Genomic DNA, 25,271 nt, shown 5'->3' with positions numbered 1-25,271 from the left:
CAGATGGCGCTTCGCTTATCCACCCTGCGGCTTTCTGCAGGTGAGGAGGGACATAAAAATAACCCTACCTCTGGAGACTCTGTGATGAATGACCTCATTTATCAACGGATAGAAGACAGTGCGCATTTCAGGGAGTTAGTCGCAAAAAGGCAACGGTTTGCCACCATCCTGTCACTGATTATGCTGGTGATTTACGTTGGTTTTATTCTGCTGATTGCTTTCGCACCCGGCTGGCTGGGCACCCCTTTACACGCGGGCACCACTGTCACCAGAGGCATTCCGATTGGTATCGGTGTCATTGTCATCTCTTTCTTCCTGACGGCGGTTTACGTCTGGCGAGCCAACGGTGAATTTGACCGTCTTACCTATGAAGTTCTGCGCGAGGTGAAGGCATAATGAAGCGTCTTCTGACAGCCCTTGCGGCTCCCCTTGTTAGTCTGCCCGCCTCCGTGCTGGCTGCCGACGCTCTTACCGGCGACGTGCAGCGGCAGCCTACAAACTGGCAGGCGATTATCATGTTCGTTATTTTCGTCGCCTTTACGCTCTACATTACTTACTGGGCATCCAAACGTACCCGCTCACGCAGCGATTACTACACTGCTGGCGGTAATATTACCGGCTTCCAGAATGGGCTGGCGATTGCGGGCGATTTTATGTCGGCGGCGTCGTTCCTGGGGATTTCCGCGCTGGTTTATACCTCCGGCTACGACGGCCTGATTTATTCGCTGGGCTTCCTGGTCGGCTGGCCAATTATTCTGTTCCTGATTGCCGAACGCCTGCGTAATCTCGGCCGCTACACCTTTGCCGATGTCGCATCGTACCGCCTTAAACAGGGGCCGATTCGTACGCTTTCCGCCTGCGGTTCACTGGTTGTTGTCGCGCTGTATCTCATTGCGCAGATGGTCGGTGCCGGTAAGCTTATCGAGCTGCTGTTCGGCCTGAACTACCACGTTGCCGTGGTGCTGGTCGGGGTGCTGATGGTGATGTATGTGCTGTTTGGCGGCATGCTCGCCACGACATGGGTACAGATCATTAAAGCCGTTCTGCTGCTGTTCGGCGCGAGCTTCATGGCCTTTATGGTGATGAAACACGTCGGCTTTAGCTTTAACAATCTGTTTGCCGAGGCGATGGCGGTGCATCCGAAAGGCGTTGCCATCATGAGCCCTGGCGGGCTGGTGAAAGACCCTATCTCAGCCCTGTCGCTCGGCCTGGGCCTGATGTTCGGTACTGCCGGTCTGCCGCACATTCTGATGCGCTTCTTCACGGTCAGCGATGCCCGCGAGGCGCGTAAAAGCGTGCTCTACGCCACCGGTTTTATGGGTTACTTCTACATTCTGACCTTCATTATCGGCTTTGGCGCCATCATGCTGGTCGGGGCGAATCCGGCGTTTAAAGACGCGGCGGGTGCGCTTATCGGCGGCAATAACATGGCGGCAGTACACCTTGCCGATGCGGTAGGCGGTAATCTGTTCCTCGGCTTTATCTCCGCGGTTGCCTTCGCCACTATTCTGGCGGTGGTAGCGGGTTTAACGCTGGCGGGCGCATCGGCGGTATCACATGACCTCTATGCAAACGTGTTCCGTAAAGGCGCATCCGAGCGCGATGAAATTCGGGTCTCGAAAATTACCGTGCTGATCCTCGGCGTGGTTGCTATCGGACTTGGTATCCTCTTCGAGAAGCAAAATATCGCCTTTATGGTCGGCCTGGCGTTCTCCATTGCGGCAAGCTGTAACTTCCCGATTATCCTACTTTCTATGTACTGGTCGAAGCTGACCACGCGTGGCGCGATGATTGGCGGCTGGCTCGGCCTGCTGACGGCGGTGATTCTGATGATCCTCGGCCCGACGGTATGGGTACAGGTTCTGGGTCATGCGACGGCGATCTTCCCGTATGAGTACCCGGCGCTGTTCTCGATTCTGGTCGCCTTTGTTGGTATCTGGGTGTTCTCAGCAACCGATAACAGCCCTGAAGGTAACCTTGAGCGCGAGAAATTCCGCGCCCAGTTTATTCGTTCTCAGACCGGTATTGGTATCGAACAAGGTCGTGCTCACTAAGACCTCTCCCCCGGCGCGCACTGCGCCGGGGATACTCAGAACATCAGCCAGCCAATTAGCGGTGCCCCAACGACCATCACGACGCCGGAAAGCATCATCACCAGGCTTGCCACCACGCCCTCTTCTGGCCCAATCTCATAGGAGCGCGCGGTTCCAGCTCCGTGGGATGCCGCACCAAATCCCGCGCCTTTCGCCATTCCTGCGCGTATCGATAGCCGCAGGAAAAGCACATCCCCCACGGCCATACCAAAGACACCGGTAATCACGACAAATAACGCCACCAGCTCCGGCTGCGCACCAATCGGTTTTGCTGCTGCAAGGGCAAACGGTGTGGTAATGGAGCGAACGGCCAGGCTGCGCTGGATAACCTCAGAAAGGGTAAAGAGACGAGCCAGCCACACCGAGCTGGTGACCGCTACAACCGTCGCGGTCACTACACCCGCCGTCAGCGACATCCAGTGACGTTTAATGACATGCAGGTTGTCATAGACGGGAACGGCAAACGCAATGGTCGCAGGCCCCAGCAGCCACATCAGCCAGCGCGACTCCCCCATGTAATTCTGGTAGGAGATATGTGCCACAATCAGCATTAGCACCAGCAGTAACGGCGTGAACACCAGCGGCATCAGCGGTAACATGTGAAAGCGGCGATAGAGTTTTTTATTGGCGTAGTAGAGCACCAGCGTGATCGCCAGGCACAGCACGCTCAGCTGGAACTTACCCACCGCGAGCCTGCCTGCGGGCTTCCAGGGCCTGCTCAAAGCGATACACTTTATCCACTACCAGCGCGGTCAGCCCCAGTACCAGCAGGGTGCTGATGGCAATCACCAGAAATATCCGCCAGCCGTCCACCATCAGTAGCTGCAAGTAATTGACCACGGCGACCACCGCGGGCACAAAAAAGAGCAGCATTTCGGCCAGCAGCCAGCGCGACCCTTCGCGCACCCACTTCAGCGGCACAACCCGGCAGATAATGAGCATCAGCAGCAATAACATGCCGACGATATTGGCGGGAAGCGGCAGGTGCCAGCGGTCAACGGCCCACTGGGCGAGGATAAATAAACCCGCATACAGGGCGACCTGGACGGGCACCTGAATGCGGTTAACAACTGAAGGCGTAAAACGTCTTAACGCCACGGCCATGGTTATACAACTCCGCGATAAACGAGAGCCGCATTATAGGAGGGCCGCAGCGCCAAAAATAATGAATTAAAAGCATTGCACCTATAGTGACGTGGAATAATAACTATAGCCGTAGGAGGAGAGGCTCCCCTCCTGAACGGCATTAAACACCACGCCATCCAGCTCGATATTGCACTTCGAAAAACGACTTAGTGCGATATCCAAATCCTTCTCGTTATTCGTTCTGTAGCGAAGAACGAGCAAACACAGACCGACATGCTGCGCAACGATTGCCGCATCGGTAATAGGTAAGACAGGCGGCGTATCAATAATGACGTAGTCATATTGTCTTTGCGCCCACTCCAGCAAAGAAGTGAAATGCTGGCTCAGTAAAAGCTCCGAGGAGTGCTGGTAAATCTCCCGGTAGAGATAAAATCCAGCCCTGCATGGCCAGTTTGCTGAATCGCCTTCATTGCTTCCATGCTGCCTTTCAGTATATCGGTTAAGCCACAAGCTTTGCTCATACCAAGCAATTCATGCAGATAACCTCGCCGCAGATCGGCATCAATGAGCAGAATTCGTTTCCCGGCATCCGCCATCACCGCGGCAAGGTTACTGCTGATAAATGTTTTGCCCGCCCCCGGCGTAGCACTGGAAATGAGGATGCTGTTTTTGGCCTTTTTCCGCATCAGCGAGATAAAAATAGTGGTTCTCAGGCTGCGTAGCGCTTCGATTGAGAGATCCTCCGGGTGCGCTTTACTAAGCCAGTCATCCCGGCCAGGATGCTCATCCTTTTTCAGATAGCGCGTTTTTGCATGCAGCCATTTACTTAACGGGATCGATGCCAGCACGTTCACCCCTCGTTGTTCAATGGACTTAGCCTCCTCAAGAGGAGCTTGCAGAATATTCATCAGGAGGCACCCGCCGCTTGATACGATCAATCCGGCCATGCTCCCCAGCAGCAGAATCAGCCCTTTTTTATTGCCAACCGGTAATGGATCGCTAACCGCTTCATCAACGATTCTGACGCTTGCCACCGTACTGGCCTGCGTAATTCTCAACTCCTGCTGTTTCGACAGCAGCTGCATGTAGATCTCTTGTTCCGCCTCAACATCACGCTTAATGCCTAAATAATCCTGCTGGATTTTCGGTATGCCCGCTATTCGCTTGTTTAGTTCACGCTTCTCTTTTTCCAGTAGCGCTTCTTTTTCTGTTAGCGAACGATAAAGCGGGTGTGCCTTTGTGTAATGCTTCGAAACCTCGATGATTGCCAGTTCGAGTTCACTATGCTGGGCCTGAAGGGCGACCAGGGATTCGAGGATGTTTTTTGCCTCAAGGGGCAAATCAACGGCTCCGTTTGATTGCATAAATTCATGAAGTTTGCGGTCGGCCTCCCGAAGCCGCGTTTGCGCCATCGGCAGTAAAGTGTCCACAAAAGCCAGTGTCTTGGAGGTTTCCTTTGCTTTAGTCGCGATATTATCCTTCATATAATTAAGGCTAATACTGTTCAGAATGCGGATGTTTTCTTGTTTGTCGTGCCCCGTTAAAGAGACAAATAGCAGCCCGCTGTCTTTCGCTTGCTCAACAGCATTGAGATGCTGCAGAAGATCACGTGTCACATTAAATAGTGAATGTTTTTTAATTTCGAACTTCGTCCCTGCCGCAGCATGTATTTCCTTAACGTTTATTGCCACGCCTTTTCCATTAACGACATGGTTAACTTTTCCTGCTACTGATATTGCACCTTTAAGGCTAAGTTTATAGCTATCTGCAGATAAAACGGTCAGCGTCCAGGACGTATCTTCATACTCGGGAAGAAGATCGAACTGAATGACATCAATATAATTTTCTGATGGGCTTTGGAAGAGAGAAAGAAACGGACTAATAACAGGAATGTTCTTCTCGGCCACTTCTATTTGTAATCCTAAATCTGCAATCGTTTGATTAAGCACGCGCCTTGATTTCAGGATACCAATCTCTGTCGCAATGGAAGGGGAGTTCAGCTCTAATGGGCTAATAAATTTACTGATAAGGTTACTCTGAGCGTTTTTCTCAACCTGAATTAATATGCTGGCATCATAGACAGGCTGGCGCGTCGTAGCATATAAAAATGACAGAAAAGAAAACACCAGTGTGGTAATGATGATAACAATCTTTTTTGCATATAAAATATGCAATAAGCTCAGTATGTCAATCTCTTCATTTTGACTTATCCTGGCCTGCCGTATTTTTTCCATCGTCATTTGTGTTCATCCGTGATATTTCCAGAACCTAATACGTTTCCCCATGCACAGGCAGCACGACCGAGCAGTTGATAAATAACCTGATAATATTCATTACTTTTTCTGTAAGGATCGGGGATATCTCTCTTGCCAACCATATGGCCAAACAGCAGCGTTTTTCCACTTAGCTCTGGATAGGACTGATTCATCGCTAATAAATGATCTGCTTCCATGACCAGTATCAGGTCATGTTGAATGCCTGATTCGAGCGTAAATTTTTGCGCCCGATGGGCGGCAAGATCAACGCCGTGTCGTCCGGCAACCAGGCACATGGTAGGGTCAACGGGCATTCCCTGCTGTGCCTTCAGCCCGGCCGAATTAACAACAATATCCGTTAACAGGGAACCTAACAGCCGCTCCCCCACGGGTGAACGACAGAGGTTACCCATACAGACGACGAGGATAGATTTTATCAACTATCCACCCCAGTTTCTGATCTGCCTGGCCGTTTCTGTTATATCTTTTACGCCCGTTATCGTTGGGACAAGCTGGGCAATCACACGGTTCCAGCGCGCCACAGGCGCCGTGGTCACATAGACAATGTCATAGGGTTGAAGCTGAAAAGCCGTTCCCAACACAAGCGCGCTGGCGTCACTTGCATCGAGCTGATAAATCGCAGCAATTTTCTTATCTTGCTCATCGGTATGTGTAGCACGGATAACAAAAATGCCGGTTGCATCAGATGTCGCCTGGTTAATTCCCTCCGCATGGCCCAAAGCTTCCGTTAGCGTCATACCGCTGCTGTCCATGCGTAATACGGTTTGTTTGTTGACTTCCCCCATGACAAAAATTTTCAGATCGTCATTACGTGGAACGTACAAGACGTCACCAGCCAGCAGCAGGCGGTTTTGCATCAGGTCGCCAGATTTGAGCAATGCCTTGAGTGAAAGCGTCTCCTTTTTTCCCTGATGAATCAACACCGCATTATTCCAGTCAGCGGAGTCAGTCAAGCCACCAGCCTGATTAAGGGCATCAATGATCGTCAACGGCACATTAGTAATAGCCTGCTGGCCACTTTTTACCACTTCACCTGTAATATAGGCTTTTTGAGAGTGAAAGCTGGCAATACTGACATCAACCTGAGGAGATTCAATCCACGGGGCCAGTTTTCTGGTTAAAATGCCCCTGATCTCTTCTAATGTTTTCCCTTCCGCTTTAATTTTTCCGGCATACGGATAAAAAATGGTACCGTCAGCCTGAACCCAATTCCCGGACTCACTGGCGCTGCGGTACTGGCCCGCCGGCGTTGTCAATTCTGGATGATCCCAGACCGTAACCGTTAATATATCACCCACCCCGATACGATAGACATAGGTATGAATCTGCTGGTCTAACGATGTATTATCCTGTGGTACGGCTTTAGCCGCAGAAAGTGAAGCGGTTAGCTGAGGAGTAATAGCGTATACGCTCACCAAATCTTCTATTGCAACTTTGGGCTGAGTGGATTTGACCTTCTCTTTATTGGCCGTTTTTAAATTTGTACCGGGGGAGACAGTACAACCAGAAACAACGAGCGTCATCAATAAAAAAAGAAGAGGCGCAGGGGCTATTTTATTAAGAACCAGCACTGACGATTATCCATAATCAGAAGAAACAATTGGCACATTAAAATCATAAACCAAAGGAAGTGCGTGAATATCATCGAAAAGAACAGCTTTGTCAACGCAGCTTAAGTGTATGAATAAGCATTTAAGAATACTGCCTAATACAATAAATTTATATTATCACCCGTAATAAATAGTTTCATTATAGCTTAAACCCTTTTTATCAGACCGCGCTTCCCCGCTGACATTATTTTTTTCTCCAGGCTGCCAACAATAGAGAATATGAATTAGAATAAAAGGAGACATAGACATCGAGAATGATCATGGATATCAGAACGCTACGCTATTTTGTTGAGGTCGTCCGCCAGCAAAGCTTTACCCGTGCGGCGGAGAAAATGTTCGTCACCCAGCCGACTATCAGCAAAATGTTGCGTAATCTGGAAGATGAGCTGGGCTGTACCCTGCTGATTCGGGATGGCCGAAAGCTGCTGCTCACCGATACGGGGGAGGTGGTCTATCAACGCGGCCTGGCTATTCTGGCAGAGTTTCGCCAGCTGGAGGCGGAGCTGGGGGATATCAACCACCTTAGCAAAGGTGTGCTGCGCCTGGGCATTCCGCCAATGGTGGGTATGCTGATGACCGGCCCCATTGGCCTGTATCGCCAGCGCTATCCTGGTGTTGAGCTAAAAATTTCCGAATTTGGCGGCCTGACGGTACAGCAGGCGGTGATCAACGGCGAGCTTGATTTAGCCATGACGGCGTTACCCGCGGACGATGAAAACTTATTTTGCAGCCTGCCTCTCTTTCGTCATCGCCTGTGTGTTCTGGTGCCGAGGTCCGGGCAGTGGATGTCACGCACCAGCGTCGATCCCGGCGAACTCGCCGCCCATCCTCTGCTCATTTATAACGAAGACTTTGCCCTTAGCCGCCAGTTAATCCAGCTCTTTCAGGAGCATGGTTTTACGCCTCAAATTGCCGTGCGTAGCGGCCAATGGGATTTTCTGGCTTCAATGGTTCAGGCAGGGATCGGCATTGCTATCCTGCCCGAGCCAATCTGTGAAAAACTGGATAAAACGACGCTGATGTGGCTGCCGTTAAACAGTGATTTAAGCTGGCAGCTAGAGATGATCTGGCGGGAGGGCGTCTATATCTCGCAGAGCGCGCAGGCGTGGATTACCTGCTGCAAAGAGTTCTGGCCGATGGTTGAGTAACAGACGACAGGTGGATGGCGCTGGCGCTTATCCATCCTTGGTTAAGCACCCGCGTCGTTTACTGGTTAATGCTGCTCGACTAGCAGCGCCTCCAGCAGATCAAGATCGTGCAGCAGCTTCGTCAGCGTGTCGTTGCTGATCTTTTGGGTAGCGCGCAGATGATAAAGCTCGGCGCGTTCTGAACGTAAAGCCGCCAGGCGGAAGCGGCGCTCAAGGTTCTCTTCCAGCGCGCTGCTCTCCACGTCGTTACGCCCGTCGGCACGGCGACGCAGATTACCTATGACTCGCGAACTCACCTCTTTGAGTAGCTGATCGTCGATATTTTCTTTGGTATCGGCAGCCAGCCTCTCCTCCATTTTCTGAATGGCAACAATCGCCACTTCAGCCGTTGCGGAACGGGCAAGCCTCTCCTCCGTACGGGCGACCGCTTTGTCCGGCACCTCTACATTGCGCAGCAGAATCGGCAGCATCACCACCCCCACCAGCAACGAGAAAAGAATGACGCCGGCAGAAAGGAATATCAGTTCATAACGCGCCGGGAAAGGCGAACCGTCGCCCAACAGGAGAGGAATGGAGAGCACACCCGCAAGGGTGATGGCACCACGCACCCCGGCAAAAGAAGCAATAGCCAGCTCGCGCGTCGTATAGTTGCCAAACTCCAGCGGGCGACTTTTCAGGAAGCGCAAGCTGAGGCGTTTCATTGACCATAGCCACAGGAAACGCACGCCAATCAGCGCAATGTAAATCAACCCGACATCGAGGAACAACATCCACAGTTCCACATTAGGATCGGCATTGGCCGCCGCAACGGAGGTTTCGAGAATGCCCGGCAGCTGTAACCCCAGCATCAGGAAGACCATGCCGTTGAACACAAACTCCAGCATCGCCCAGACGCTGTTGGCGCGCAGGCGCATTGCCAGCGGTGCGCTACGCAGCACGCCGGAGCGGGTGATGGTCATACCCGCAGCGACGGCAGCAAGGATGCCCGATACCCCAATATGTTCTGCAATAAGGTAGGAAGCAAACGGGAGCAGCAGAAGCAGCAGGATCTGCGTGGCGGGTTCGTCCCCGCTCCAGCGGCTCATCAGACGCAGTGACTTACCGTACAGCCAGCTCACGGCAATCCCGGCCAGCAGCCCACCAATGGCGACTTTAAAGAACTCCACTGTCGCCCCACCCACGGTGAACACCATCGTGCCTACCGCAACGGCAACGGCCATTTTTAGCGAAACCAGGCCCGAAGCGTCGTTCATTAGCGCTTCACCCTGCAATATCCCCATGATTTTCTTTGGGATACGCCCTTCACCGACGATGCCGGACAGCGCCACGGCATCCGTTGGCGACAACACTGCCGCCAGCGCAAATGCCGGAATCAGCGGGATCCCCGGCACAAGATAGTAAATCAGGAAGCCAATACCGACCACGATGACCAGCACCAGCACCAGCGCAAGGCCGATAATCTCTCGCCCGTGGTTAAGAAATTCATGCGTTGGCGTTTTCCAGCCGTCCGCAAACAGCAGAGGTGGAATAAACAGCACGAGGAACAGCTCCGGGTTGAAATCGACGTGCAGGCCAAAGTGGGGCCAGGCCAGAACCGCACCAATGGCGATTTGCATTAACGGCAGCGGGATCTGGAACGGCAGCAGACGCGTGGCGACCCCGGAGAGTGAAACCACAAGGGTCATGATGAGAATGGTAAAGAAAATTTCCATGCTTTCCTTCAGTTCGGTGTGTTGTGAAGCCCTTTTTTCAGGAGGTTGCTCCCATAATAGAACAACTTTTTACACCGGAAGGAAACAGGAAATGCCTTGAAAGAAAAGAAGCGTGCGGGCTACAGGACGTAACCCGCAAGAGATAAGAGCTAGATTGCCCAGCCGCCCGCGTAAAACGCTACCAGCGCAATCGCGATAACAACCGTGCCGATGTTCAGCTTGCGCCATTCACCGGAAACAACACGACCAATCACCAGCGTAGCGAAGCCTATCATGATGCCGGTCACGATGTTACAGGTCAGCACAATGAACACCGCGGTGATCAGGCCCGACATCGCATCCACGAAGTCTGCAAAATCAATTTTCGCCACGTTGCTTAGCATCAGCAGGCCGACGTACATCAGCGCAGGGGCCGTTGCGTAAGCAGGCACCAGATAAGAAAGCGGGGAAAGGAACAGGATCAGCAGGAACAGTACGCCAACGGTGATGGCCGTCAGACCTGTTTTACCCCCCGCCGCCGTCCCTGCCGCAGATTCGATATACACCGCCGCAGGCGCTGCGCCCACAAGACCGGAGAACACGCTGCTCAGGGAGTCGGTAGTCAGCGCTTTGCCGCCGTCGATAATCTGCCCGTCTTTATCCAGCAGGTTTGCCTGGCCGGCTACCGCGCGGATAGTCCCGGTGGCATCAAATACCGCCGTCATCACCAGCGCCAGAACGCTTGGCAGCACGACCGGATTCAGCGCGCCCATGATGTCCAGGCTGCCAATCAGAGAGTGACCAGATTCATCTTTCAATGAAGGCATGGCGAAAATACCGGAGAAATGCACGCTTGGGTCGAAAATCAGCCCAACAACGGACACCCCAATAATGGTCAGCAAAATGCCGCCAGGAATTTTCAATTTCTCAAGGCCGATAATCACCGCCAGGCCAATCAGCGACATAATCACCGGGAAGCTGGCGAAATTACCGAGGGCAACCGGCAGACCTTCCAGCGGGTTCTTTACCACCAGGCCAACGCCGTTGGCGGCAATCAGCAGCAGGAACAGACCGATACCAATGCCCGTACCGTGCGCCACGCCCATCGGCAGGTTGCGTAAAATCCAGCTACGAATGCCGGTGGCAGAGATAATGGTAAACAGCACGCCCATCAGGAACACCGCACCCAGAGCGACAGGAACGCTGATGTGCTGGCCCAGCACCAGGCTAAACGCGGTGAAGGCGGTCAGTGAGATGGCGCAGCCGATAGCCAGCGGCAGATTCGCCCACAGGCCCATAACCAGCGAGCCAACGCCCGCAACCAGACAGGTTGCCACGAATACCGCAGCTGGCGGAAAGCCCGCTTTGCCCAGCATGCCCGGTACGACAATGACGGAATAGACCATTGCGAGAAAGGTGGTCAGCCCAGCCACGACTTCCTGGCGAACGGTACTGCCACGTGCAGATATTTTGAACCAGGCGTCAAGACCGCCGGTTGCACGCGGTGAAGGAATAGACATAGTGAAAAATCCCCTGAGATTTTTATGATTACGTCGTTACACGTGACGGACTTCCCGCTGCCGATTAAACGTCTAATCCTTGTGCTGCGATTGCGACAAAAAAGGGCGTCGCAAAATAGCAAACGTTTAACTCCACGTGTAAAAACTGTGCGTCAAATTGAAGGCAAACGATTATCCGGCCTTATTGAGTGGATTTTCAACCGAACTTTCTCGCTTTTTGCTGAAAATCGCGCTGGACGAACAAATTATCACCACGTCATGCGCAAACGATATCGTCGATGCGCAATTTCGCAACAATAGCGCAAGATACCGGTAATGTTTTTGACTGACTCATAGGATTTATGAATAGGTTAGCCAGCGGGGAGCTCGAAGGGGCCACCCTGCGTAATAGCGCTTTGCCAGGCGGGACGCATTTGCGCATTTTTCAACCACGCCTGCATATTAGGCAGGTCGTGTACCGCCCCTCTTGCCAGCAGGGCGATAACAGGGAAGATCATCTGAATATCCGCCGCGCTGAAAGCCTGCCCCGCAAACCAGGGGGAAGTCGCGAGATAGTTTTCAATAAACCGGGCGTGGGTAAGGAGCTGCTTATTAAGGTAAGCCTTCTGCACGCCCTGCCCCAGCACGTTACCTACCGGGCGCAGCAGCCACGGCACGGGAGCCTTCCCGAGTCTGCTGAAGACGAGCTTCATCATTAACAGCGGCATCAGCGATCCTTCGGCATAGTGCAGCCAGAAGCGGTATTGCAGCCTGTCCTGCGCCGCAATGGGTTTCAGGCGGCTTTCAGGATCGTAAGTTTCCTGGAGATATTCAAGGATAGCGCCGGACTCCACCAGAATATTACCGTTGTCTTCAACCACGGGGGACTTACCTAGCGGATGAACTTTCTTCAGCGATTCCGGGGCCAGCATGGTGGGTTCGCGCTGATATCGCACTATCTGGTAGGGCTTATCTAATTCTTCCAGCATCCACAGAACGCGCTGTGAACGGGAGTTATTCAGGTGATGGACGATGATCATGGGCTAACCTTTTGTTTTCGCGGATGGGATAACTATAGGAAACGCTGCGTAAAACGGGGAACAAAAAACTGTACAAAAAATACACTATTTTTCTTGCGTACTCGCCAGCGGGTTCTACACTTAAATTGTCAGCGCAATCCGGAACCTCCTGAGAACGTGTGATTGAGGGACGCTGATGTCGGGGGAAACCCTCCTTGCGAAAAGCGGGATAGATCGAAAGACAAAGACCGGGAACAAACTAAAGCGCCGAAGTCGGGCGCTTTAGTTTTGGGTTGAATGCCTGAAGTCCCGGTCAACGTAGCGTAGGCCGGATAAGCGAAGCGTCATCCGGCAATGTATACCTGGCGTTTATCCTAATCTTCCAGCAGGCGCGCACCCGTTCCCTGCTCACCCAGCTTATCCCCCGGATTCCGCAATGGACAATCAGCGCCGGACAAGCAGCCGCAGCCGATACACCCGTCCAGTTCATCCCGCAGTGCCGTCAGCGTATGGATACGGCGATCTAATTCCTCGCGCCACAGTGAAGAGAGCTTTTTCCAGTCATTTTTATTGATGGAATGTCCATCCGGCAAAACGCCAAACGCCTCACCAATGGTCGACAGCGGGATGCCGATGCGCTGGGCAATTTTGATGATTGCTACCGTTCGCAGCACACCGCGTGCATAACGCCGTTGATTGCCACTGTTGCGCGAGCTTTTAATCAGCCCCTTACTTTCGTAAAAGTGCAGCGCTGAAACGGCCACGCCGGTACGCTTCGCCACTTCGCCCGGCGACAGCAGAGATTTAAAACGGGGTGTTTTCTTTTCCAAAATGGGCTTTACCTCAAGTTAACTTGAGGAATTATACTCACTGCCATTAAAACCTGCTAATCGATTACTTTGATTAAGGAAGGCCTATGGCACACCAGGACATTATCTACCCGCTAACAGAATGGATTGATGAGCATATCGATCAGCCACTGAACATAGACGTGGTGGCGCAAAAATCGGGATACTCAAAGTGGTATCTGCAAAGGATGTTTCGTGCTGTGATGCGCCAGACGCTGGGCGAATATATTCGTCAGCGCCGTTTGCTGCTGGCAGCCAGGGAGTTGCGATCTACCCAACGACCTATTTTTGATATCGCGATGGATTACGGTTACGTATCACAGCAAACTTTCTCGCGCGTATTCCGCCGGGAGTTTGATCGTACGCCAACTGATTATCGCCACCACGCCTGAATTTTCAGACGAGGCAACTTTGCGGGGGGGTATGCTGACCCGCGAGTGTGAGCCAGTGAATAAAATCCTGTGGCGGCATTGCCTTTGCAAAATGCCAGCCCTGGCAATATTGCACGCCGCGCGCAGAGAGCCAGTCAACTTGCTCTTGCGTCTCTACACCCTCTGCGATGGTTTTAAGATTCAGGCTGCGAGCCATATCAATAATGTGCTCCGCAATAAGATAACGGGCCCGGTCCGCAGGAAGGTTATCGATAAATGATTTGTCGATCTTCAGAATATCGACGTTTAAGAACTGCAAATTATGCAGGTTGGAGTAGCCGGTCCCAAAATCATCAATAGCGATTTCAAACCCTGCCTGACGAAACGCCTGAATGACCGGACGGGCTTTTGGTACATCAATAAACCCTCTTTCGGTCACTTCAATCATGATCTGGTCGGCTTTCACATCATACTGCGCAATTTTTGCCGCCAGCACCGACACCAGTCGTGGACAGTGAAAATCCGTGGCGGATAAATTAAGTGAAAGATAGAGCTCCGGATGTTGCGACAGAAACTCACCAAGATCGTTAAACAGCGTGTCGATGACATAATCGGATATTTTCTGAATTAGCCCTTCGGCTTCAGCGAGAGGGATAAATGTGGCGGGACTTATTGACTGGCCGCTGTAATTGACCCAGCGTAGCAAGGCTTCTGCGCCGACGCATTTTCCCGTCTGGATATCGATAATCGGCTGGTAATGCAGCTTTAACTGATTTTTCTCGATAGCGCGAAGCAGCAGGCGCCGCGGTGAATTAAGCAGCTGTCGCGTGCGTGACCACATCAGGAGAATAATAATGCTACAGATCAACCCCAGCGGGACGGTTAGCGTCAGCTGGTGATACCATTCTTTGTTAAACCGAGCTTGCGAAGTCGACACGATCACCGCGACAGGACGCTTTTGGGACAGTTCAATTGAGTACACTCGGTCGCTATCGGTAAAATACCGATCGCTACCAAGAATGAACTGATGCAGACGCTGCTGGTTCACTTTTTCGCTTAAAGAGAAAAACTGTTTGGTGACCGTATCGTACACGCCATAGGCCAGGCTGCGATCGTCTGACATCACATCCGTGTACGCGCGAGGATTCACCAACACAATGTAATTTCCCTGCTGCATATAAGTCATCTTATGGTCAGCAAAGAAAGGCGTATCCAGGTAATAGTAAATAGAGATATCAGGTTTGCGAGTATAATTCGCTGCCGGGGCGCGGTAGGGCACTGCAGGTTTATAAGCCGACGAGCATAAAAATTCACTCCCGTTGGTATATATCAAATCTTCGACATAAAGTTTGCTGCGCACAATATCCAGCATTTTGTGCATGTGGTGGGTATCGCAAATTTGTCCGGTGTATTTCCCAGCCTCTTCCTGAGCCGTCGTGACCTGTTGAATAACAAGCTCTGTCTTCTCTATCACTAATTGCGCAAAGGAGCTCAGATGCTGCCTTGTCTCTGAGGCGGCACGAATGTGCGCAAAATAGATTGCCAGCACAACGGGCAACAACACCGTTAGTCCCAATCCCGCTGTTCGTAAAGCACGAAGGCTCATCCGTCTTGTCATGCTGCTCTCATGCCTTTGCTATTACCGCCCCCGATCGTTCCATGGAACATCTCTGCTATGTAGCGATTAAACTGCATGAATATGAATGTATAAGCAACAGACGTTCTTTCCTTCACGACAAAGCTTAGAGGAAAATAAGACATTACGTAGCGCCAACCAGGTAATAGCGTCGTTGAGCTTCATCTTACGGGATAAAAATGGCCTTTATTCTGGGTAATACAGCAGTGAATAAATTGTTAAGTAAAATTAAAGAATATTTTAATGGCATAAACTGCGGGATAAAATCCCTGCACCCGATCTCTCCTGCCTGCTCACGCTTAAACAAAACGTGTGAAAAACGCGCAATCACGGTGGCGATTAAAAGAACAAATGTGATATAGTTCACAAATTCTTTGCAAGACTTTTTTGCTTGCATTTTATGCAATCATTCACGCCTGACGGTATTGCGCCAGCCTTATCGCGCCCCGTTATGCCTATGCCTCTGAGGATCGGATTCATGACTGCAATCACTACCAGCGTTCTGCTGATGCGCTGGCCGCTTGTCAGTGCCGTACTGATGTTTCTTGCCAGTACCTTAAATATTCAATTCCGTAAATCCGACTACGCATTCTTAGCCGTTGTCTGCAGCGGGCTGGGCATTGCCGCAGCGCTCTGGTTTGCGACCGGTCTGCTTGGGCTGACGATGGCGGATTTTGCCGTGATGTGGTCGTCGTTTAAAGACGTGATGGTGGAAATTTCCAGCCATGCACCACCTGAATGGCCGATGGTGATGCCCTGAGGGCCATCGCAGGCTATCAGGAGTCGCTGAGTGCTTATCTAAGTTAATCCCTCACAATTTGACTAAAATGAATAGATGAAACCTATGGAGTAACCTCCATGAACGTCATCTGTTTTCATCGACTCTTCACCGCCTGCTTTATTTTATGCTTTGTCCCGCAGCTTTTAAGTACTGCCGTAGCCGTAGATAAGCTGCCGATACCTCAGGAGCAATCTGCTCTTGAGGTTAATGCAGACGCCATTCTCCAGCCCTGGAAAGGTGACTGGCAGGGCATGCTCGACAGACGAGTCATTCGGGTGCTGACCACCTACAACAAGACCTTCTACTTTCTGGATAAGGGCACTCAGCGCGGCCTGACTTACGACGCCTTTATGGCGTTTGAAAAAGACTTAAACCGCAGGTTAGTCAAAGACAAGAAGCTCAGTCGCCACCTAAAAGTTCATATCATCTTTGTCCCCGTCTCGCGTGACAAACTGTTTACTGCACTCAACGAGGGCAGAGGCGATATCGCCGCCGCCAACCTCAGCATCACCCCAACGCGTGAGAAACTCGCGGCCTTCACGGTCCCGCTTTACACCAACGTTAAAGAGCTACTGCTTTCCGGCCCTCACTCACCGAAAGTAGAAACGCTTGAGCAACTCTCAGGCAAGACCGTGTTCGTCCGGTTCTCCTCAAGCTATTACGAAAGCCTGCAGGCGCTTAACGCTCGCTTTAGCCGTGAATCCCTTCCCCTTATTAAGCTGGAAGCCGCCCCCGAGGCCCTTGAAGATGAAGACCTGATCGAAATGCTCAACGCGGGCCTTATCCCGCTGATCGTCGTCGATCGCCACAAAGCCCTGTTCTGGAAACAGGTGTTTCCAAAAATCACGGTGCATGAGGCGATGGTATTAAGGGACGGAGCGGACATTGCCTGGGCCGTGCGCAAAGACAGCCCTCAGCTCCTCGCATTGCTGAACGGTTTCGTTAAGCACAACAGCAAGGGCAGCAAGTTCGGCAATATTCTGCTCACCCGCTACCTGAAGAACGTGAAATACGTCAAAAATGCCGCCGCAGATAAAGAACGCCGCAAACTGCTGGCGATGGTTGATGTCTTCAGAAAATACGCGGGCCAGTATGATGTTGACTGGCTACTGATGGTGGCACAGGGTTATCAGGAGTCACGCCTTGACCAGTCGGCACGAAGCAAGTCCGGGGCAATTGGCGTCATGCAGGTGTTACCGAGCACCGGCAAGGAGTTGAACGTGGGCGATATTCGCAAGCTGGATCCCAACATTAACGCCGGGGTGAAATACATGCGCTGGATGATCGATCATTACTACAGCGATGAACCTATGACCCCTCTCGATAAAGCCCTCTTCTCCTTCGCCTCTTATAACGCAGGCCCGGCTCGCATTGCCCGGCTGCGAATCGAAACGCAAAAGCGCGGCTTCGATCCCAATGTCTGGTTCAGCAATGTAGAAAATCTCGCAGCCGAGAAGATAGGCAGTGAAACGGTGACCTACGTCAGCAATATCTATAAGTATTACATCGCCTATCAGCTCATCATGAAAGAGCGAGGCCTGCAGCAGAAAGTGCGGGAAAAATCGATGGGCCAGCCGGTGCCGGAAAAAGCAAAGGTGGCAGAGTGAGCAATAAAAAAGCCCCGTAAACGGGGCTAACAGTTTAAAACTTTACAAAAAGGTCTATGGTATTTTTTAGAACGGAATATCGTCGTCAAAATCCATTGGTGGTTCGTTGTTAGCCGGAGCCGCTGGTGCGCTCTGCTGCGGGCGAGACTGCGCGCCGCCGCTGAACTGCTGGTTGCCGCCCTGTGGCTGCTGAGGCTGACCCCAACCACCCTGCTGCTGTCCGCCGTTGCCGCCAGCCGGTGCGCCTGCACCACCGCCAGCACGGCCACCCAGCATCTGCATGGTGCCGCCAACGTTGACGACGACTTCGGTGGTGTATTTTTCAACGCCAGCCTGGTCGGTCCATTTACGCGTCTGCAATGCACCCTCGATGTACACCTGAGAGCCTTTACGCAGATATTCACCGGCCACTTCCGCCAGTTTGCCAAACAGCACAACGCGGTGCCATTCAGTCTTCTCTTTGGTTTCGCCGGTTTGCTTATCGCGCCAGGACTCTGACGTGGCCAGGGTAATGTTGGCGACAGCGCCCCCATTTGGCATGTAGCGTACTTCCGGGTCCTGACCCAGATTCCCGACGAGAATCACCTTGTTTACGCCTCTGCTGGCCATGATCGTGTCTCCTGAAACGTTTTATGAATAGTGTAAACCCTCGATTCTACCATGCCACCCCCAATGTTTATAGCTGCGGGATGGATTCCAGAATCTCTTCTCGCGATACATTATTGCATTAAAGCACTGGATATCCATTCAGGTTTTATTGTGTCATAATTAGCCGTTTGCGATCTCCGGTGGCATTCCTGCGCCGGGCATAAAGCGTTTAATCCGGGAAAGGTGAATGGATAAGATCGAAGTTAGGGGCGCCCGCACCCACAATCTCAAGAATATCAACCTCGTCATCCCTCGCGACAAGCTGATTGTTGTGACCGGGCTGTCGGGTTCTGGCAAATCCTCACTGGCTTTTGACACCCTGTACGCCGAAGGGCAGCGTCGTTACGTTGAGTCCCTTTCGGCCTACGCGCGTCAGTTCCTGTCGCTGATGGAAAAGCCGGATGTCGACCATATCGAAGGGCTGTCGCCGGCGATTTCTATCGAACAGAAGTCCACTTCGCACAACCCGCGATCCACCGTCGGCACCATTACGGAAATCCACGACTACCTGCGTCTGCTTTATGCCCGCGTCGGCGAACCGCGCTGCCCGGACCATGACGTTCCGCTGGCGGCACAAACCGTCAGCCAGATGGTGGATAACGTGCTGGCCGAGCCGGAAGGCCGCCGCCTGATGCTCCTTGCGCCAATCATTAAAGATCGTAAGGGCGAGCACGCCAAAACGCTGGAAAACCTGGCAAGCCAGGGGTATATCCGCGCCCGTATCGACGGCGAGGTCTGCGATCTCTCGGACCCGCCAAAGCTGGAATTACAGAAAAAACATACCATTGAAGTGGTTGTCGACCGCTTCAAGGTCCGTGAAGACATTGGTCAGCGTCTGGCAGAGTCCTTTGAAACCGCGCTGGAGCTCTCCGGCGGCTCCGCCGTCGTGGCGGATATGGACGACGAAAAAGCCGAAGAGATGCTGTTCTCGGCCAACTTTGCCTGCCCGATTTGTGGCTACAGCATGCGCGAGCTGGAACCGCGTCTGTTCTCGTTCAATAACCCGGCTGGCGCATGTCCAACCTGCGATGGCCTGGGCGTACAGCAGTATTTCGACCCGGACCGCGTGGTGCAAAACGGCGAGCTGTCGCTGGCCGGTGGCGCAATCCGCGGCTGGGATCGTCGTAATTTTTACTATTTCACCATGCTGCGATCTCTTGCTGAACACTATAAATTCGACGTGGATTCCCCGTGGAATGAGCTGAGTGCGTCGGTAAAAAATGTCGTGCTGCACGGCTCCGGCAAAGAAACCATCGAATTTAAATACATGAACGACCGCGGCGACACCTCCGTGCGCCGTCATCCGTTCGAAGGCGTTCTGCACAATATGGAGCGCCGCTATAAAGAGACAGAATCTTCCGCCGTACGTGAAGAGCTGGCGAAGTTCATCAGCAGCCGTCCTTGTACCAGCTGCGAAGGCACGCGTCTGCGCCGCGAAGCGCGCCACGTATTTGTTGAAAATACCGCGCTGCCCACCATTTCGGAGATGAGCATCGGACATGCGATGGAATTCTTCCAGAACATGAAGCTCAGCGGCCAGCGTGCGCAAATCGCCGAAAAAGTGCTGAAGGAGATTGGCGATCGCCTGAAGTTCCTGGTGAACGTCGGCCTGAACTACCTGTCCCTTTCCCGCTCCGCAGAAACCCTCTCCGGCGGTGAAGCCCAACGTATTCGTCTGGCGAGCCAGATTGGAGCCGGGCTGGTTGGCGTGATGTATGTGCTGGACGAACCGTCCATCGGCCTGCACCAGCGCGACAACGAGCGCCTGCTGGAGACGCTCATCCACCTGCGTAATCTGGGCAATACGGTGATTGTGGTGGAGCACGACGAGGACGCCATTCGCGCCGCTGACCATATCATCGATATCGGCCCTGGCGCTGGCGTGCACGGCGGACAGGTGGTGGCGGAAGGCAGCATGCAGGACATCATCGATGCGCCGGAATCCCTGACCGGGCAGTTCCTGAGCGGCAAACGCGAGATTTCTATCCCGAAAAACCGCGTGCCGGCCGATCCGGAAAAAGTCCTCAAGCTGATTGGCGCGAAGGGTAACAACCTGAAAGACGTCACGCTGACGCTGCCGGTAGGCCTGTTTACCTGCGTCACCGGGGTTTCTGGCTCGGGGAAATCAACGCTGATCAACGATACGCTGTTCCCGCTTGCCCAGCGCCAGCTTAACGGCGCGACCATTGTGGAACCCGCGGCCTATCGTGATATTCAGGGGCTGGAGCATTTCGATAAAGTCATCGATATCGACCAGAGCCCAATTGGGCGTACGCCGCGTTCTAACCCGGCAACCTACACCGGCGTGTTCACCCCGGTCCGTGAGCTGTTTGCGGGCGTGCCGGAATCCCGCGCGCGCGGCTATACGCCAGGGCGCTTTAGCTTTAACGTGCGTGGCGGGCGCTGTGAGGCCTGTCAGGGCGACGGCGTGATCAAAGTCGAAATGCACTTCCTGCCGGATATCTACGTGCCGTGCGACCAGTGCAAAGGCAAACGCTATAACCGTGAAACGCTGGAGATTAAATACAAGGGCAAGAGCATTCACGAAGTGCTGGATATGACCATTGAAGACGCCCGTGCGTTCTTCGATGCCGTACCGGCGCTGGCCCGTAAGCTGCAAACGCTGATCGACGTGGGTCTGTCTTATATTCGCCTTGGGCAGTCGGCAACGACGCTCTCCGGCGGTGAAGCACAGCGCGTGAAGCTGGCGCGCGAGCTGTCAAAACGCGGCACGGGGCAGACGCTGTATATTCTCGATGAGCCGACAACCGGTCTGCACTTCGCGGATATCCAGCAGCTGCTGGAAGTGCTGCATCAGCTCAGAGACCAGGGCAACACCATTGTGGTCATCGAACATAACCTGGACGTGATTAAAACCGCGGACTGGATTGTCGATCTTGGCCCGGAAGGCGGCAGCGGCGGCGGCGAGATCCTCGTTTCCGGCACCCCGGAAACGGTCGCCACCTGCGAAGCGTCTCATACCGCGCGCTTCCTCAAGCCGTTGCTGAAGTAATCAGCGGCTTAGCTGCTGCCTGGTGTGATCGGGCAGCAGCGATAGCGCCTGTTGGTAGGAGGCGTCAACCAGATAGTAAATCTGCGAATCTGGCAGCGTGCCGTCCAGATAAACCGTGCTCCAGTGTGCCTTGTTCAGGTGCGCGCTGGGAAACACATCCTTATGGCTTTCCCTCAGTAAATCAGCAAGTTCCGGGCTCGCCTTCAGCGAAACCGCCGGGCGCTTTTCCACGTCGTGCACCATGGCATAAAGCACATCCGCCACTTTAATCTGCGTGGCCTTCCAGTCGCTGTGAACGGTTTGTTCCGCGCCTGGTTTATTCATGCAGTACAGCAAGAGCTCCGAATTGGTCATGTTGTTCCCCTGATAGCATCATCATCATATTGTGGGCCTCCCTAAGTGTGCGACCCAGACGCCAAAAGGTACAACCCGATGGGGCAAATTAGATGAAAAAAACGGCGATGGGCTTACGCGCATCGCCGTCATTCTTACCGTTAAGGCCTAGTATTCTGAGTTCACTATCACTTCTTCGCCAAACGCGCCCGCTTTCGGCAGCGGCTGGTAGCTGGAGTTGGAAGCCCGCAGCACGCGAATGCCGCGCGCGCCCATGTCCTGCGCGGCCGTAATGTCGTTATCCGAGTCGCCGTAGAAGATCTTAATCTGTTTGTCCTTCAGCCACTGCGTTTTGGTGTTCTGGCCTTCTTTGTCGCCGGCAAAAATGACCGGGTTCATCGCGTTCTGCGGGATGAGGAAGTCACTCTGCAACGTTTTCGTCACGGTTTCCGTTTTCGTCTCGCTGCGCCCGGTGACGAAGTAAATGCTATCGCCGCGCTTTAGGTGCATGGTAATCAGCTGCTTCGCCACTTCCTTCGGCATACTGAACTCATCCCAGCCGTTGTTCATCTTTTCCCAGAACTCCGGGTTTTTCAGGTAATCCTGTTTGCCCGGCGAATACTCTTTCTGACCGCGATAAAAGCCCGGGCTTGAGAAGAGGACGGTGTCATCGATATCAAACCCAACGGCGATGGGCGGGCGGCCCAGCAGGCTATTTTCAATTTGCGCGACGGAGACCCAGTGGACGGGGATCTGCTGAGCCAGTTGAGCAACGGTAACGCCGGGGTTGAGAGGGGCGGGAACGGATTCCCTGGCAGCGGCGGAGAGGTGGAATCCAGATAATAAACAGGCGGCGCTTAACGCCAAAGTAATCTTACGCATCATCATCCCTTTCATTGCAGATAATCATTACAAACCAGAGCAGCTGGTCAAAAATTTAAACGACCATACCTGCGGGGCGCGGGGTTATAAAGGTTTTTTGCTGGATTTGTCTGAGAAAAAGGTGACGATCACAGAATAAACGGGACGTAACCGTAGAGCAGATAAGCGAAGCGCCATCCGCCGTTAATCACTGCGGCTGAAGGTGGATGGCGCTTCGCTTATCCACCTTACAACAAAAAGACCCTGGTAAGTGAGTACTTACATTACCGCAGCAAACGCCTTCGCCACGCGGCGCACGTTATTGCTGTTCAGGCCCGCGACGCACATGCGCCCGCTGGCGATTAGGTAAACGCCGAACTCGTCACGCAGACGATCTACCTGCTCGGCGCTCAGGCCCGTATAGCTGAACATGCCGCGCTGGGTCAGCAGGTAATCAAAATTGCCCCGCGGAATTTCCGTTTTAAGCACGGATACCAGTGCCTGGCGCATATCAAGAATACGGCAGCGCATACTCTCCACTTCTGCAAGCCAGTTAGCCTTCAGCTTTTCGTCATTCAATACAGCAGCAACGACCTGTGCGCCGAAATTGGGTGGGCTGGAGTAGTTGCGGCGAACGGTGGCTTTTAACTGGCCAAGCACGCGCCCTGCGGTATCTGCGTCTTCGCAGACAACGGACAGCCCGCCGACGCGCTCACCGTAGAGCGAGAAAATCTTCGAGAAGGAGTTGCTGACGAGCGCAGGCATGCCCGTGCCGGCAATAGCGCGGATGGCGTAGGCGTCCTGCTCCATGCCCGCGCCGAAGCCCTGATAGGCAATGTCGAGGAAGGGGATCAGCTCGCGCGCTTTGAGGATTTGAATAACCGCATCCCACTGGGCGTTCGTCAGGTCCGCACCCGTCGGGTTGTGGCAGCAAGGGTGCAGCAGCACAACGCTCTGGGCCGGTAATTTATTCAATGTTTCAAGCAGGGCTTCGAAACGCACGCCGTTGGTTTCGCTGTCGAACCACGGGTAGGTATTCACCGTAAAGCCCGCTCCGGCAAAGATAGCGACGTGGTTTTCCCAGGTCGGATCGCTGACCCAGACCTGTGAATCGGGGAAGTAGGTTTTCAGGAAGTCCGCACCAACCTTCAGCGCACCAGAGCCGCCAAGCGTCTGGATTGAAGCGATACGCCCGTCGCGCAGCGCCTCGTGCTTAGCGCCGAACAGCAGCGGAGCAATGGCGTTGCGGTAGGTGTTAAGACCTTCCATTGGCAGATAGAGGGAGGCGCCATGCGGCTTCGCGTTAAGGCGAGCTTCGGCTTCCGCTACCGCCTGCAGCTGCGGGATCACCCCATCTTCGTTGTAATACAGGCCGATGCTGAGGTTGACCTTATCGGCTCGTGGATCAACTTTGAAGCGTTCCATCAGGGACAGAATCGGGTCGCCAGCATAGGCGTCAACTTTTTGAAACACGGTGGGGTTCTCCTGGTTTACGGTGTCGCGGATAACCAATGTAAACCGGAAGCCGGGGGGAAATCGAGGGGTTTGTTTTAGCGGTTTTATAGGGCGGATAAGCGCAAACGTCATCCGCCGTTTCTGTTCTTAGTCCAGATACTCCATTGCCACCCGGGAAGTGAGGCGCGTGATAAGTTCGTAAGCACTTACTTTTGTGATTTCAGCGATGCGCTCAACGGGCAGACCTTCTCCCCAGAGCACCACGCCGTCGCCCACTTTTTCCGTCGCTTCCGGGCCAAGATCGACGCAAATCATGTCCATTGCCACGCGTCCCACAATCGGCACTTCTCGACCGCTGACCAGCACCGGCGTACCTGATGGCGCGCAGCGAGGGTAGCCGTCGCCGTAGCCCATCGCCACCACGCCCAGGCGAGTGTCACGTTCCGCAATCCACGTACCGCCGTAGCCTACCGGCTCACCGGCTTTATGGCTGCGAACCGCGATCAGGCTGGAAGTCAGCGACATCACAGGCTGGAAACCAAACGCCCCGGCCCACGGCTTCTGCTCCAGGGGAGAGACACCGTAAAGGATAATGCCCGGACGTACCCAGTCGAGATGCGACTGCGGCCACAGCAGAATGCCCCCGGAGGCAGCGATAGATTTCTGGCCCGGCTTGCCGTCAATGAAGGAGTGAAAGGTATCCAGCTGGCGTGGAGTGGCATCCGATTCCGGCTCATCTGCACGGGCGAAGTGGCTGACGATATTCACCGGCTGGCTGACGTTTTTGCAGTTCACGAGGCGCTGATAAAAGGCTTCTGCCTCGTGCGGCAAAACGCCCAGACGGTGCATGCCGGTATCCAGCTTCATCCACACCGTTACCGGGTGGCTGAGTTCAGCCTGCTCCAGCGCTTCAAGTTGTTCGATGCTGTGAATGGCGGTCTGGAGATTATGTTCCGCGATAGTCGCGAGATCGCTGGCACTGAAAAAACCTTCCAGCAGCAGAATGGGCTGGGTGATGCTCCCTTCACGCAGGCGAACGGCCTCTTCCAGGCGGGCCACGCCGAAGGCATCGGCATCAGGGAGAGTACGGGCGGTCTCAAGCAGACCATGACCATAGGCGTTTGCTTTCACCACCGCCACCATGCGGCTGGCAGGAGCCAGTTCGCGCAGACGCTGGAGGTTGTGTCGCAGAGCGCGGCGGTTAATTTTTACGGTTGCCGCTTGCATGTTTCTTCCTTGCAGAAAGTGTCTTCATTTCGCACAGACGGTGGATGACGCTACACTTATCCACCCTAC

Annotated in this window: 22 protein-coding genes; 7 read left to right on the top strand and 15 right to left on the bottom strand. The window is 53.5% G+C overall.

Features of this window, described 5'->3' with window-relative positions; genetic code table 11:
- Nucleotides 1-84 precede the first annotated feature (84 nt).
- Together HYQ67_RS16530 and actP are read left to right on the top strand one after the other, a co-directional pair.
- Nucleotides 85-396 carry a DUF485 domain-containing protein gene (locus HYQ67_RS16530; protein ID WP_202305277.1) on the top strand — a complete coding sequence of 104 codons (312 nt, stop codon included), beginning with the start codon at nucleotides 85-87 and terminating at the stop codon, nucleotides 394-396.
- Nucleotides 393-2,054 (top strand): cation/acetate symporter ActP, encoded by a 1,662-nt coding sequence (actP, locus tag HYQ67_RS16525; protein WP_202305393.1) that lies wholly within the window; start codon nucleotides 393-395, stop codon nucleotides 2,052-2,054. Before HYQ67_RS16530 ends, actP begins: the two co-directional genes overlap by 4 nt.
- Nucleotides 2,055-2,089: 35 nt before the next feature.
- Here actP and HYQ67_RS16520 read toward each other — a convergent pair whose 3' ends face one another.
- From HYQ67_RS16520 to HYQ67_RS16500, 5 genes are all read right to left on the bottom strand, one after another.
- On the bottom strand, nucleotides 2,090-2,779 hold the full coding sequence (locus HYQ67_RS16520) for an LrgB family protein (RefSeq protein WP_202305275.1): 690 nt from the start codon (nucleotides 2,777-2,779) through the stop codon (nucleotides 2,090-2,092).
- Nucleotides 2,772-3,197, bottom strand: a complete 426-nt coding sequence (locus HYQ67_RS16515) for a CidA/LrgA family protein (protein WP_202305273.1) — start codon at nucleotides 3,195-3,197, stop codon at nucleotides 2,772-2,774. The genes HYQ67_RS16520 and HYQ67_RS16515 overlap by 8 nt, the downstream gene beginning before the upstream one ends.
- A gap of 365 nt (nucleotides 3,198-3,562) precedes the next feature.
- On the bottom strand, nucleotides 3,563-5,419 hold the full coding sequence (locus HYQ67_RS16510; RefSeq protein ID WP_202305271.1) for a GNVR domain-containing protein: 1,857 nt from the start codon (nucleotides 5,417-5,419) through the stop codon (nucleotides 3,563-3,565).
- Nucleotides 5,416-5,874, bottom strand: a complete 459-nt coding sequence (locus HYQ67_RS16505) for an arsenate reductase/protein-tyrosine-phosphatase family protein (RefSeq protein WP_202305261.1) — start codon at nucleotides 5,872-5,874, stop codon at nucleotides 5,416-5,418. The genes HYQ67_RS16510 and HYQ67_RS16505 overlap by 4 nt, the downstream gene beginning before the upstream one ends.
- Nucleotides 5,875-7,023, bottom strand: coding sequence for a polysaccharide export protein (locus HYQ67_RS16500; protein WP_202305392.1), 1,149 nt, complete (start codon nucleotides 7,021-7,023; stop codon nucleotides 5,875-5,877).
- A gap of 302 nt (nucleotides 7,024-7,325) precedes the next feature.
- Here HYQ67_RS16500 and HYQ67_RS16495 point away from each other — a divergent pair, with 302 nt between their 5' ends.
- Nucleotides 7,326-8,213, top strand: a complete 888-nt coding sequence (locus tag HYQ67_RS16495) for a LysR family transcriptional regulator (protein WP_202305259.1) — start codon at nucleotides 7,326-7,328, stop codon at nucleotides 8,211-8,213.
- 65 nt (nucleotides 8,214-8,278) lie between these two features.
- On the opposite strand, the gene HYQ67_RS16490 is transcribed toward HYQ67_RS16495, so the two are convergent.
- The 4 genes from HYQ67_RS16490 to soxR all read right to left on the bottom strand — a co-directional run bounded on the left by HYQ67_RS16490 (nucleotide 8,279) and on the right by soxR (nucleotide 13,252).
- A complete protein-coding gene (locus HYQ67_RS16490; protein WP_202305257.1) occupies nucleotides 8,279-9,925 on the bottom strand; it encodes a Na+/H+ antiporter in 1,647 nt (548 codons plus the stop codon).
- A 149-nt stretch (nucleotides 9,926-10,074) separates the two neighbouring features.
- Nucleotides 10,075-11,424, bottom strand: coding sequence for an NCS2 family permease (locus tag HYQ67_RS16485; protein WP_202305255.1), 1,350 nt, complete (start codon nucleotides 11,422-11,424; stop codon nucleotides 10,075-10,077).
- 350 nt (nucleotides 11,425-11,774) lie between these two features.
- Nucleotides 11,775-12,443, bottom strand: a complete 669-nt coding sequence (locus tag HYQ67_RS16480; RefSeq protein ID WP_202305253.1) for a glutathione S-transferase family protein — start codon at nucleotides 12,441-12,443, stop codon at nucleotides 11,775-11,777.
- Between the two features lie 353 nt (nucleotides 12,444-12,796).
- Nucleotides 12,797-13,252, bottom strand: coding sequence for a redox-sensitive transcriptional activator SoxR (gene soxR / locus HYQ67_RS16475; RefSeq protein WP_202305251.1), 456 nt, complete (start codon nucleotides 13,250-13,252; stop codon nucleotides 12,797-12,799).
- A gap of 86 nt (nucleotides 13,253-13,338) precedes the next feature.
- Here soxR and soxS point away from each other — a divergent pair, with 86 nt between their 5' ends.
- Entirely contained in the window at nucleotides 13,339-13,662 is a 324-nt protein-coding gene (soxS, locus tag HYQ67_RS16470) for a superoxide response transcriptional regulator SoxS (protein WP_202305249.1), read from the top strand.
- Between the two features lie 4 nt (nucleotides 13,663-13,666).
- Here soxS and HYQ67_RS16465 read toward each other — a convergent pair whose 3' ends face one another.
- Entirely contained in the window at nucleotides 13,667-15,259 is a 1,593-nt protein-coding gene (locus HYQ67_RS16465) for an EAL domain-containing protein (RefSeq protein WP_202305247.1), read from the bottom strand.
- A gap of 496 nt (nucleotides 15,260-15,755) precedes the next feature.
- On the opposite strand from HYQ67_RS16465, the gene HYQ67_RS16460 reads away from it, so the two are divergent.
- Nucleotides 15,756-16,037, top strand: a complete 282-nt coding sequence (locus tag HYQ67_RS16460; RefSeq protein ID WP_202305245.1) for a YjcB family protein — start codon at nucleotides 15,756-15,758, stop codon at nucleotides 16,035-16,037.
- A 98-nt stretch (nucleotides 16,038-16,135) separates the two neighbouring features.
- Nucleotides 16,136-17,665: an MltF family protein gene (locus HYQ67_RS16455; RefSeq protein WP_202305243.1), complete on the top strand. Its 1,530-nt coding sequence runs from the start codon at nucleotides 16,136-16,138 to the stop codon at nucleotides 17,663-17,665.
- Between the two features lie 66 nt (nucleotides 17,666-17,731).
- Here HYQ67_RS16455 and ssb1 read toward each other — a convergent pair whose 3' ends face one another.
- Nucleotides 17,732-18,274, bottom strand: coding sequence for a single-stranded DNA-binding protein SSB1 (gene ssb1 / locus HYQ67_RS16450; protein WP_202305241.1), 543 nt, complete (start codon nucleotides 18,272-18,274; stop codon nucleotides 17,732-17,734).
- Nucleotides 18,275-18,500: 226 nt separating this feature from the next.
- Here ssb1 and uvrA point away from each other — a divergent pair, with 226 nt between their 5' ends.
- A complete protein-coding gene (gene uvrA, locus HYQ67_RS16445) occupies nucleotides 18,501-21,326 on the top strand; it encodes an excinuclease ABC subunit UvrA (protein ID WP_202305239.1) in 2,826 nt (941 codons plus the stop codon).
- Here uvrA and HYQ67_RS16440 read toward each other — a convergent pair whose 3' ends face one another.
- The 4 genes from HYQ67_RS16440 to alr form a co-directional block, all read right to left on the bottom strand.
- Nucleotides 21,327-21,680 carry an MmcQ/YjbR family DNA-binding protein gene (locus HYQ67_RS16440; RefSeq protein WP_202305230.1) on the bottom strand — a complete coding sequence of 118 codons (354 nt, stop codon included), beginning with the start codon at nucleotides 21,678-21,680 and terminating at the stop codon, nucleotides 21,327-21,329. It abuts the gene before it with no gap.
- A 147-nt stretch (nucleotides 21,681-21,827) separates the two neighbouring features.
- Nucleotides 21,828-22,541 carry an acid phosphatase AphA gene (gene aphA, locus HYQ67_RS16435; protein WP_202305228.1) on the bottom strand — a complete coding sequence of 238 codons (714 nt, stop codon included), beginning with the start codon at nucleotides 22,539-22,541 and terminating at the stop codon, nucleotides 21,828-21,830.
- A gap of 258 nt (nucleotides 22,542-22,799) precedes the next feature.
- Nucleotides 22,800-23,993, bottom strand: coding sequence for an aromatic amino acid transaminase (gene tyrB / locus HYQ67_RS16430; protein ID WP_202305226.1), 1,194 nt, complete (start codon nucleotides 23,991-23,993; stop codon nucleotides 22,800-22,802).
- 129 nt (nucleotides 23,994-24,122) lie between these two features.
- The gene (alr, locus tag HYQ67_RS16425) at nucleotides 24,123-25,202 is read right to left on the bottom strand and encodes an alanine racemase (RefSeq protein WP_202305224.1); all 1,080 of its coding nucleotides are present in this window, start codon (nucleotides 25,200-25,202) and stop codon (nucleotides 24,123-24,125) included.
- Nucleotides 25,203-25,271: the final 69 nt, after the last annotated feature.

Origin of the sequence: Dryocola clanedunensis subsp. sulfonylureivorans (assembly GCF_016756775.1) — a bacterium.
In the GTDB taxonomy this organism is placed as follows: Bacteria; Pseudomonadota; Gammaproteobacteria; order Enterobacterales; family Enterobacteriaceae; genus Dryocola; species Dryocola clanedunensis.
The sequence above is the reverse complement of the archived record's forward strand: the minus strand, read 5'-3'. Positions and strand labels throughout refer to the sequence as shown.

What these genes read in the sequence shown, in the direction of transcription:
- aphA (WP_202305228.1), bottom strand. Translation starts at nt 22,541, where the DNA reads ATGCGTAAGATTACTTTGGCGTTAAGCGCCGCCTGTTTATTATCTGGA.
- HYQ67_RS16465 (WP_202305247.1), bottom strand. Translation starts at nt 15,259, where the DNA reads ATGACAAGACGGATGAGCCTTCGTGCTTTACGAACAGCGGGATTGGGA.
- HYQ67_RS16455 (WP_202305243.1), top strand. Translation starts at nt 16,136, where the DNA reads ATGAACGTCATCTGTTTTCATCGACTCTTCACCGCCTGCTTTATTTTA.
- ssb1 (WP_202305241.1), bottom strand. Translation starts at nt 18,274, where the DNA reads ATGGCCAGCAGAGGCGTAAACAAGGTGATTCTCGTCGGGAATCTGGGT.
- HYQ67_RS16460 (WP_202305245.1), top strand. Translation starts at nt 15,756, where the DNA reads ATGACTGCAATCACTACCAGCGTTCTGCTGATGCGCTGGCCGCTTGTC.
- HYQ67_RS16495 (WP_202305259.1), top strand. Translation starts at nt 7,326, where the DNA reads ATGGATATCAGAACGCTACGCTATTTTGTTGAGGTCGTCCGCCAGCAA.
- HYQ67_RS16515 (WP_202305273.1), bottom strand. Translation starts at nt 3,197, where the DNA reads ATGGCCGTGGCGTTAAGACGTTTTACGCCTTCAGTTGTTAACCGCATT.
- HYQ67_RS16485 (WP_202305255.1), bottom strand. Translation starts at nt 11,424, where the DNA reads ATGTCTATTCCTTCACCGCGTGCAACCGGCGGTCTTGACGCCTGGTTC.
- uvrA (WP_202305239.1), top strand. Translation starts at nt 18,501, where the DNA reads ATGGATAAGATCGAAGTTAGGGGCGCCCGCACCCACAATCTCAAGAAT.
- HYQ67_RS16530 (WP_202305277.1), top strand. Translation starts at nt 85, where the DNA reads ATGAATGACCTCATTTATCAACGGATAGAAGACAGTGCGCATTTCAGG.
- soxS (WP_202305249.1), top strand. Translation starts at nt 13,339, where the DNA reads ATGGCACACCAGGACATTATCTACCCGCTAACAGAATGGATTGATGAG.
- HYQ67_RS16440 (WP_202305230.1), bottom strand. Translation starts at nt 21,680, where the DNA reads ATGACCAATTCGGAGCTCTTGCTGTACTGCATGAATAAACCAGGCGCG.
- HYQ67_RS16480 (WP_202305253.1), bottom strand. Translation starts at nt 12,443, where the DNA reads ATGATCATCGTCCATCACCTGAATAACTCCCGTTCACAGCGCGTTCTG.
- HYQ67_RS16490 (WP_202305257.1), bottom strand. Translation starts at nt 9,925, where the DNA reads ATGGAAATTTTCTTTACCATTCTCATCATGACCCTTGTGGTTTCACTC.
- alr (WP_202305224.1), bottom strand. Translation starts at nt 25,202, where the DNA reads ATGCAAGCGGCAACCGTAAAAATTAACCGCCGCGCTCTGCGACACAAC.
- HYQ67_RS16510 (WP_202305271.1), bottom strand. Translation starts at nt 5,419, where the DNA reads ATGACGATGGAAAAAATACGGCAGGCCAGGATAAGTCAAAATGAAGAG.